Below are 9673 nucleotides of genomic sequence, written 5' to 3' on the forward strand. Positions count from 1 at the left end.
CGGACGAAAGGTAAAGCATGATCTTCGGCAAGTCGGTTCTCGCCGTTCTCCTGGCGGGAACGGCCGGCCTCACACCGGCGCCCCAGGCTCTCTCTCAGCAGGCGAACGCGGTGACGTTGATCACGGGCGACCGGGTCGTGGTCACCGGCAAGGGCCACTGGGTGGACCCCGGGCCAGGCAGGCAGGTCGACTTCGCGCGGCAGGTGCGCGACGGCCATCTGTACGTGATCCCATCGGACGCGATGCCACTGATCGCGAAGGGGGCGCTGGACCGGCGGCTGTTCGACGTCACTCAGTTACTGGCCTGGGGGTACGGCGACTCCGACCGGTCCGACATCCCGGTGATCTCGCAAGGGATCGCCGCATCGCCGGGCGCCCGGCAGATCCGGCGGCTGTCCAGCCTCGGGATGAGCACGGCGCGCGTGACCAAGGCGAACGCCGCCCAGACCTGGCGGGAGCTCACCGGCGCCCGCGCCCTGACATCGGAAGCCGCCAAGCTGTGGCTGGACGGTCGCAGGTCGTTCCTGCTGGATGAGAGCGTCAAGCAGATCGGCGCCCCGCAGGCGTGGCAGCAGGGTCTGACCGGCAAGGACGTCACGGTCGCGGTGCTCGACAGCGGCTACGACCCCGACCACCCGGATCTGAAGGCCGCGGTGGCACAGGAGCACAACTTCACCGACGATCCCGACATCCGCGACTCGAACGGACACGGCACCCATGTGGCTTCGATCGTGGCGGGCCGGGGCGAGAAGTACCGCGGAGTGGCGCCGGAGGCGAGGTTGGCCATCGGGAAGGTCGGCGGTGCCGCCGGGCTCTCCGAATCCGCCATTCTCGCCGGTATGGAGTGGGCGGCCTCCGACGTCAAGGCCAAGATCGTCAACATGAGCTTCGGCGGGCCGGACACTCCCGAGCTGGACCTGCTGGAGCAGGCGGTCAACACGCTTTCTGAGCGGTACGGCACTCTTTTCGTGGCGGGGGCCGGAAACGAGGGCCGGGAGCAGTCGGTGTACACCCCCGCCAGCGCGGACGCAGCGCTGGCCGTGGGCTCGGTCGACAAGCAGGGCCGGATGTCGCCGGAATCCAGCGCGGGTCCGCGCGTCGGCGATCACGCGATCAAGCCCGAGCTGACCGCGCCCGGAGTGGAGATCACGGCGGCAGCCGTCGGGGGCGGCTACGTGTCGAAGAGCGGCACCTCGATGGCCGCCCCGCACGTGGCCGGGGCGGCGGCGATCCTGGCCCAGCGCCATCCCGACTGGACGGGCGCGCAACTCAAGGCCGCGCTGATCGGCAGCGCCGCCCCCGCCGAGGGCGCCACGCTCTACCAGCAGGGCGCCGGGCTGGCCGACCTGACGAGGGTGCTGAAGCAGCAGGTCGTGGCCAAGCAGGCCAGCCTGTGGGCGGCCTTCCTCTGGAACGGCTCCGGCGAACGGACGACGAGTAAGACGATCACCTACGCCAACGCGGGCGACGCCCCGATCACCCTGGACCTGTCGGCGCAGGGCGAGGTGCTGAAGCTGCCCACCGGCAAGGTCACGGTCCCGGCCAAGGGTGAAGCGTCCGTCACCCTCACCGTCGACGCCACCGGCAAGGCGCCGGGCGACTACCCGGGAACGATCACCGCCGCCTCCGGGGACACGGTGGTCCGCACAGTCGCCGGCGCCTACGTCGAGCAGGAGTCCTACGACGTCACAGTCACGGCCGTCGGCAGGCAGGGCCAGCCGGTCGATCCCTGGGTGAGCGAGATCTACGACGCGAAGACCGGGAAGAGGCACGATCTGTTGTTCGTTGACGGCTCTGCCACGGTACGGCTGCCCAAGGGCGGCTGGAACCTCTTCACCAGGATCGCGGAGAAGGTCGACGGAAAGCGGATCGAGACGGTCGCCATCTCCCCGTTCGAGGTGGACGGCGGGGGCCGGCGAGTGACGGCGGACACGCGTCAGGGCAAGCAGGTCAAGATAGCTCTCGACGACCCGAGCGCCGTGCTCCAGCGAGGCTTCGAGTTCAACCTGACCCATGGGGCGTGGATCGGCTCAACAGGGAGCGGCGCCGGAGACGCCAACAGCGAGCTCTTCGTCGTTCCCATCCGCCTGCCGGATCTGGCCTACACGCTGAAGACCATCTGGCGCAGCGAGGACGTCTCCCCCAGCCCGTACGTCTACAGCATCGTCGACCGCCGCGCCGGCGGCATTCCCGACGATCCCACCTACCACGCCAGGCAGCAGGATCTGGCGAAGACCACCATGACCTTCCGAGCCCCGGGAGCGGCGGCGACAGGCACGCCGATGAGCTCGCTGGGGGACGGCAGCGCCCCTGCCGCCTCGTTGCTGCCGCTGGTCGGGGACATTCCTCTGCCCGGCACGCTCGTCCACTACCGCACGCCCGGGATGACCTACGAGAGCGGGCTCGCGGTCGGCACTTCGCTGACCTTCGACGTCGGCCGGCTCGCCAAGCGCGGCGAAACCAGCGAAGTCTGGAACACCGCGGTCATCGGGCCGTCGTTCCTCCTGCCGGGCGGCGTCCGTACCGGTGACAAGCTGGCCTTCTCGGCAGTGGGACTGTTCGCCGACGGGCAGCCCGGCAGATCGGGTTTCGACACCGCCGCCACCGGCACCGCCACCCTCGTCAGGGACGGACAGACACTGGCCACCGCCGCCCTGGCGAACTGCGCGGTCTACGAGCCGGGAGGGTGCGAGCTGCGGGCCGACCTGCCTGCCGGGTCCGGTTCCTACACGTTGACGGCGTCGATGCGCCGACCGGCCACGCTCTCCACGGAGGTGAACACGGCCTGGACATTCTCGTCCGCGACCACCGCCAAGGAGCAGCCGCTGCCCCTGATGGCCGTCCGCTACAACCCGCACGGCCTGGACGACTCCAACCGCGCCAAGCCGGGCAGCGTGACCCGCCTGCCCTTGTGGGTCGAGCGCAACCCCGGCGCCGCGAAAGCGGAGGCGAAAGCGATCCGGCTGGAGATGTCCGCCGACGACGGCCGGAGCTGGCGGTCCGTCCCGGTCACCCGTACCGGGTCGGGCTGGACCGCCGCGGTGCCGAACCCCCGTGTGGCCGGGTTCGTCTCCCTGCGCGCGGTGGTCACTGACACCGCCGGCAACGGGGTGACTCAGACGATCATCCGCGCGTACGCCGTCGCCTGAACCCGTCGAACTCAGATCCGCGCTCAAGCCGACATGTCGACGACTTCGCCACCCAAGCTCGGCTCCTTCGGGCGTCGTGAAACATGACACAAACGTCCATCTAATGTCTCGTCGAACGCACGCGAAGTGGGGGCCGGGCGATCGGCAGACCCAGGGATGCGCAGAGTCCGCCCATGACGGAGGAGCCGAGATCGAGGGTGCCGCCGTGTAGCTGTGCTTGCTGCTGGACCAGGGCCAGGCCGAGCCCAGAGCCGTCGCTGCGAGTGGCGGAGCCCCGGGTGAAGCGTTCCTTCATCCGCTCTCGCAGTTCGACGGGGATGCCCGGTCCGTCGTCGGCGACCGTGAGGTGTGCCTCGGAAGCGGCGAGCGTCATGGTGACCCGCACCTGTCCGCCAGGGCGGCCGTGCAGGGCCGCGTTGTCCAGCAGATTGTCGATCGCCAGGCGCACGCCGGCGGGCCATCCCTGTACGGCGGGCGGCTCCTGGGGCGGCAGCGACAGCCGGTACGTCATGGTGGGGTGGCGGCGTCGCGCCTGCCGGACGGCCTGGTCGAGTAGGTCAGCCAGGTCGATGTCGTCGGGAGCGGGCAGGGCTCGTGCGTCGCCGCGGGCCAGTGTCTGCAGGCCCTGCAGCAGTGTGGTGATGCGCTGATGCTCGGCGATCATGGCCTCCAGTACCTGATCGCGGCTCTGCTGCGGCAGGTCGGGGGCGCGGCGCAGGATCTCCAGGTTCATCCCGAGGCTGGTCAGTGGTGTGCGGAGTTCATGGCCTGCGTCCGCGGTGAACCGGCGGGTGGCCTGCATGCTGGTCAGTAGCTGGTGCAGCATGCGGTTCAGGGCGTCGGACAGGTCGGCGACCTCGCGTGGCCGGGTGAGCACCGGCAACTGGCCGGCTGGGGCTTCGGCGTCCACGCTCAGCGCCGCGTGGCGCAGCCGCTGCAGGGGGTGCAGGATCAGCCGGATGACGAACCAGACCCCGGCTCCGGCCAGGAGCGTCGCCAGCAAAGTGATGCCCACGAGCAGCCGGGCGTTGTCGCTGAGCCGGTCCTCGATGGGCTGGAGGTCCTGCAGGACCTGAACCTGGTAGTCGCCCTCGGCATCCAGGGCTTGCACGAGCGAGCGCCAGGTCTGGCCGCCCACCTCGATCGTGGTGAACCCGTTACTGGTGGCGATCGGCAGCGGCACAGCGGGTCGTTCGCCGCGCTGGGCGACGACGCGTCCCTGTGAGGTCAGCCGTACCAGGGATTGGCTGCCGGCCAGCAGTCCGCCGTAGTCGTCGGAGCGTTCCTCGTGCGCGGGCCCGGACAGCAGTTTGCCGGCGTCCTGGCCGACCTTGAGCACCCGCGAGCTGAGCTGCCGGTCGAGGTCCGCGCGGTCGCGGTGATCGGTGCGCAGCAGCATGGCCAGGCCGGACAGCGCGACGCCGACCATGACCAGCAGCGCCACGCTCGCGGTGAGCTGGGAACGCAGACTGCGCGGCAGCCGTCTCATGGGCGGAACACAAATCCGACGCCGCGGACTGTCTGCAAGATCCTCGCCTCGCCTCCGGCTTCCAGCTTCTTGCGCAGGTAGCCGATGAACACGTCCACCACGTTGGTGTCGACGTCCCAGGTGTAGCCCCACACGTGTTCCAGCAACTGCGTGCGGCTGAGCACCTGGCCCGGATACCGGGCCAGGGTGAGGAGCAGATCGAACTCACGGGTCGTCAGTTCCAGGTCGCGTCCGCCGCGCGCTGCCAACCTGCGGACGGGCTCGATCGTCAGATCGCCGAACACCAGCGGACGCCGGGCCTGGCTTTGGTGCAGCCGCACCAAAGCGTGCAATCGGGCGGCAAGTTCAGCCAGCGAGAACGGCTTGACCACGTAGTCGTCGGCTCCGGCGGCCAGCCCGGCCACCCGGTCATCGACCTCGTCGCGCGCTGACAGCATGCAGATCGGCATGGTCCGGCCCTGCGCCCGGATGCGGCGCACGACCTCCACTCCGCTGATCCCGGGCATCGTGACGTCGAGCACCACGATGGAGGGCAGCACCTCCTCAAGGGAACTCAACGCCGTGCCCCCGTCAGCGGCTTCGCGCACCTCGAAGCCTTCGACACTCAATCCGAGCCGCAACGCCTGGCGCACACCCCGGTCATCATCGACCACGAGCGCGCACGGTGTCCGCTGAGAAACCCTGACCACCACCTCACGCCGTCCACCACACGTCAGCGGCGACCTCTGCCGGCGCGCCGCCTGCCTTCACAGTGCCAGGCAATTCACAAAGCAGGTTAAGAGCACCTGGGGACTGCTCACCTCATCCGCGCCCGCGCGGCGACCATGCCTGAGGGCGCCGGCGGAGGGATCCGCTCCGAGCCGGCCCGGCACCCACGTGCCGGACTCTTAATCTCGTCACAAGATCGCCGGTCAGGGTGAAGCCATGAGTACGACAACCGCGCCGCGGGCGACCCACGCCAAACGACGGCCCCGTTCCCTGTGGAAGGCCGACCTGCTCGGCGTCCTGGCGATCGCCAGTGTGGTGCTCACCGTCTGGATCTGGGCGCGGACCGGAGGGTTTCTGCAGACCTTCGTCTACCCGCAGTACGCCATCGAATCGCAGGCGCTGCTGACGGGGCTGCTGTCGCAGACCCTGATGGCGCTGCAAGTGATCTATCTGGCCCGCATCCCATGGGTCGAGCAGTCCTGGGGCCACGACCTGCTCGCGCACCGCCACCGGCTGCTGGGCTACTGGTCGTTCTGGCTGATGATGGCGCACGTGGTGCTGTTCGCGATCACCCGCGCCGGTGAGGGGCGTGGCGGAGGACCGCTCGCCGCGCTCTACCAGGTGTTCATCGGCGACTCCTGGATGCTGCTGACCAGCCTGGGCACCTTCATGATCATCGTGGTGGTGGTGACATCGATCCGGGTGGCCCGCGAGCGCCTGCGATATGAGTCCTGGCACCTCATCCACCTGTACTCCTACCTCGGCATGGCGCTGGCCTTCCCGCACCAGATCTTCGACGGGACCCACTTTCACGACCTGTGGACGCAGGCGTTCTGGTGGATCATGCTGCTGGCGGCCTTCATCACCACGCTCGTCTATCGCGTCTACCACCCGCTACGGCGATCGCTGCGGCATCGGCTGCGCGTCATCGAGGTCAAGGCCGAGACGCCCGGCGTCAGCTCGATCGTGATGGAAGGCCGGGACCTGGATCGGCTGCGCACCAAGTCCGGCCAGTTCTTCATCTGGCGCTTCCTGGGCGGCTCGGGCTGGACCCGCGGCCACCCTTACACCATCTCCGCGGCGCCTCGCCCGGACAGGCTCCGCATCACCGTGCAGGCCATCGGCGACGGCAGCGACCGCGCCACCAAGCTCGGGCCCGGCACCCGGGTCATGATCGAAGGCCCATACGGCACTCTCACCGAAGACGTCCGACGCCACCCGCACATGGTGGTGATCGCGGCCGGAGTCGGCATCACACCGTTCACCGGAATCCTCCAAGATGCCCCGTACGAGCCTGGCGAAGTCACCCTCATCTACCGGATCAGCAGCATCGGCGACGCCATCCACCTGGACGAGCTCGAAGAACTGGCGCAGCGCAGAGGCATCACCCCGCACCTGCTCGTCGGCCCCCGCCGCGCACCCGGCTCCTGGCTGCCCGGCGACGTCCCGGCGGATCTGAACGACGAGCACGCGCTCGGGCATCTGGCGCCCGGCATCGCCCACAGCGACGTCTTCGTCTGCGGCCCTCAGCCATGGAACGACCTGGTCCGCGACAGCCTCAAAGCAGCCGGCGTCTCCAAGCACGACATCCACATCGAAGACTACAGCTGGTAGTCAGCGTGATCCGCTCAACCCTACGCACGCCCCCAGGAGAAGGCCGATGCACAAGCGTACGCCGCATCACCTACGGCATCTCAGCCGCGATCATCGCGTTCGCCGCCTACCTCAGCCAACTCACTCTGGATGAGACCGCCGGCAGCGCGAACGAGTGCCCGCCGCAGACCTCCGCCTCCACGAGCGCCGGCCATGACCCGTCCAACGGGTGCGAGCGAGGCGGCAAACCGGGAGAAACCCCCAAAGATTAGTACCGTTCAAAGGACAGATCACCGTGATCAGAAACCTCATCGCCACCGCCGTGACCGCCGTGATCCTCGCCTTCGGCATCACCTTCCAAGCCGTCTGGGCCACCTCCCACGAAAACAAGAGCGAGCCACCGGCGGAGTCTGGCGCCCGCCCCACATCATCGGCCACCACCGAAACCGGCCCTCACACCGGCGAGCAGACCAACGACCACACCGGCAAGCCTGGCGAGACCAAATAGCCCCCTCCAGGACCGGGCAGAGCGGCCAGGAGCCGTCGCAATCGGATGCTGACCGCTTGTCGTAGAGCGGTCAGCGCGAGGAGCTGCTAGATCAGCGCCATATTGCTGAGCCCAAGCCCCTTGCGCAATGGTCAAGAATCGTTGACCATTGACCGCATGCCTACCGATGATCTCCCCGAGACGTTTCACGTCACCACTGACGAGCAACTACGCGCCGTCTCCAATCTCACGCGTCACCGGATCATGGCCGTGCTCCGCTTCGAGCCGGCGACGATCACGCAGATCGCCCAGCGGGTGGGCCTTGCGAAGGGGAGTTCCAGCTATCACGTGCGGTTACTGGAGCGGGCCGGCCTGGTGAAGGTGGTGCGGACGCGGAAAGTGAGAGGGGTCACCGAGCGGTACTACGCGATGGCCGCGCGGTCGATCGAGCTGCCGGATCCAGGGCCGGGGCAACCGGACGTGCTGCTGCGGAATGCGGTGGCGGACCTGGAGGCGTCGCCGGTGGATGGCGAGCGGCACGTACGAATGGCACATCTGCGACTCACCGAGGAGCAGTTCACGGAGCTGGGGGCGCGCCTGCAGGCACTGGCAGATGAGTACCGGACGCTGTCCGATCCATCGCTTCCAGACGTGTCGCTGGTCTTCGCGCTGTTCCGGCCGGCTCCGCGCCGGCAGGTCGAGGGGGACGCCAAGTGACTCCGAATCTGACAAATGATGTGGCGAAGCTGCCCACCGGGTTCGGGCGGCTGTGGACCGCGCAGACGGTGTCCTCGCTCGGTGACGGCGTGACGCATGCCGCGCTGCCGCTGCTGGCATTGACGTTGACCCGGGATCCGATGGCGCTGGCCGTCGTCACGGCCGCCGGGACACTGCCCTGGCTGCTGTTCGGAGTGCTCGGCGGTGCGCTGGTGGACCGCTGGGACCGCCGCCGCACGATGTGGGTCACGGACGCCGCGCGTGCGGTGCTGCTCGCCATACCCGCTGCTGCGGCGGCGCTCGACGTGCTGAGCGTCCCGCTGCTGGCGGCCCTCGCGTTCCTGCTCGCCCTCGGCGGGCTGTTCTTCGACACGGCCGCCACGGCGTACCTGCCGGATCTGCTCGGCCGCGACCCCGCCCAGCTTGAACGCGCGAACGCTCGCCTGCGCGGCGCCCAGACCGCGGCGTCCGGCTTCGCCGGGCCACCCGCGGGCAGTGCGCTGCTCGCGCTCGGACGTTCGGTTCCGCTGCTCGCCGACGCGGTGTCGTTCGCGCTGTCCGCACTGCTCGTCCGGTCGCTGCCCGCCGTGCCGCGCCCGGCCGCAAGCGCCCGCGAGTCGCTGCTGCGGCAGGCGCGGGCCGGGGCCTCCTACGTCTTCCAGGACCGGCTGCTGCTCGGGCTCGCGCTCCGTCCGGCGGTCGGGAACGTGGCCTTCCTCGCCGTGGAGACCGTACTCGCCCTCTTCGCACACGAACGCCTCGGCATCGGCGCCTTCGGCTTCGGCCTGCTCCTCACCGCCGAGGCCACCGGCGGCCTGCTCGGCGCGGGCATCGCCTCCTTCCTCGGCCGGCGCCTGGGCACCGGAACCGCGCTGACCTGCACCGCCACCATCGAGGGCCTCGCCATCCTGGGCCTCGCCTCCGCCCCGAACCCGTACGTGGCCGGGCTCGCGCTCGCCGTCTGCGGGGCGGGCATGGGCGCCACGATGGTGCTCGGGCCCTCCCTCCGGCAGGCCATCGTCCCGGCCCACCTGATGGGCCGCGTCGCCTCCACCTCCCGCATGCTCGCCATGTGCGCCGCCCCCTTCGGCGCCTTCCTCGGCGGCTGGCTGGCCACCACCTACGACCTGCGCACCCCGCTCTACGCCGCCGCCGGCCTCCTGCTCACCATGACCGCCGTCACCGCGACCATGACCAGCAACCGCCGCGTCGAGACCGCACTGCGCAGCGCGCGCCCGCAAGCCGACCCGGACCCCGCCAAAGAGATCGCTGTGCAAACCACATCCAGGTGACGGTCGTCGCTTGCAGGCCGTGTGCAGCGTTCCTCCCGGTCAGTCGTCCGGGACGCTCTCCGCCGCCGGGCAGGTCCGCTGGTACGGGAGCCCCGCGAAGGAGGCCCGCCAATCCGCCTCCGGCAAGCCGCCGCCGGTCCGGCGGCACACCGCCGCCGCCGCGACCGCCGGGGCGAGGTCGTAGCGCTCGACGGGCACGTGCTGCCCGGCGGCGTACAACGTGCCGCCGTCGGCGCCG

General features: G+C 69.7%; 8 protein-coding genes. 5 read left to right on the forward strand and 3 right to left on the reverse strand.

Features of this window, described 5'->3' with window-relative positions; genetic code table 11:
- The first annotated feature begins 17 nt into the window (after positions 1-17).
- The gene (locus ACFPZ3_RS10045) at positions 18-3149 is read left to right on the forward strand and encodes a S8 family peptidase (RefSeq protein ID WP_379513719.1); all 3132 of its coding nucleotides are present in this window, start codon (positions 18-20) and stop codon (positions 3147-3149) included.
- A gap of 100 nt (positions 3150-3249) precedes the next feature.
- On the opposite strand, the gene ACFPZ3_RS10050 is transcribed toward ACFPZ3_RS10045, so the two are convergent.
- Both ACFPZ3_RS10050 and ACFPZ3_RS10055 read right to left on the reverse strand, forming a co-directional pair.
- On the reverse strand, positions 3250-4638 hold the full coding sequence (locus tag ACFPZ3_RS10050) for a HAMP domain-containing sensor histidine kinase (RefSeq protein WP_379513720.1): 1389 nt from the start codon (positions 4636-4638) through the stop codon (positions 3250-3252).
- The gene (locus tag ACFPZ3_RS10055; RefSeq protein WP_379513721.1) at positions 4635-5291 is read right to left on the reverse strand and encodes a response regulator transcription factor; all 657 of its coding nucleotides are present in this window, start codon (positions 5289-5291) and stop codon (positions 4635-4637) included. The genes ACFPZ3_RS10050 and ACFPZ3_RS10055 overlap by 4 nt, the downstream gene beginning before the upstream one ends.
- A gap of 271 nt (positions 5292-5562) precedes the next feature.
- Here ACFPZ3_RS10055 and ACFPZ3_RS10060 point away from each other — a divergent pair, with 271 nt between their 5' ends.
- The 4 genes from ACFPZ3_RS10060 to ACFPZ3_RS10075 all read left to right on the forward strand — a co-directional run bounded on the left by ACFPZ3_RS10060 (position 5563) and on the right by ACFPZ3_RS10075 (position 9435).
- Positions 5563-6960: a ferredoxin reductase family protein gene (locus ACFPZ3_RS10060; protein WP_379513722.1), complete on the forward strand. Its 1398-nt coding sequence runs from the start codon at positions 5563-5565 to the stop codon at positions 6958-6960.
- 274 nt (positions 6961-7234) lie between these two features.
- On the forward strand, positions 7235-7447 hold the full coding sequence (locus tag ACFPZ3_RS10065) for a hypothetical protein (RefSeq protein ID WP_379513723.1): 213 nt from the start codon (positions 7235-7237) through the stop codon (positions 7445-7447).
- Positions 7448-7603: 156 nt separating this feature from the next.
- Positions 7604-8143 carry an ArsR/SmtB family transcription factor gene (locus ACFPZ3_RS10070; protein WP_379513724.1) on the forward strand — a complete coding sequence of 180 codons (540 nt, stop codon included), beginning with the start codon at positions 7604-7606 and terminating at the stop codon, positions 8141-8143.
- On the forward strand, positions 8140-9435 hold the full coding sequence (locus tag ACFPZ3_RS10075) for an MFS transporter (RefSeq protein ID WP_379513725.1): 1296 nt from the start codon (positions 8140-8142) through the stop codon (positions 9433-9435). Before ACFPZ3_RS10070 ends, ACFPZ3_RS10075 begins: the two co-directional genes overlap by 4 nt.
- A gap of 39 nt (positions 9436-9474) precedes the next feature.
- On the opposite strand, the gene ACFPZ3_RS10080 is transcribed toward ACFPZ3_RS10075, so the two are convergent.
- A partial coding sequence (locus ACFPZ3_RS10080) for a hypothetical protein (RefSeq protein ID WP_379513726.1) occupies positions 9475-9673 on the reverse strand: 199 nt, incomplete at its 5' end.

The organism is Nonomuraea insulae (assembly GCF_042656245.1).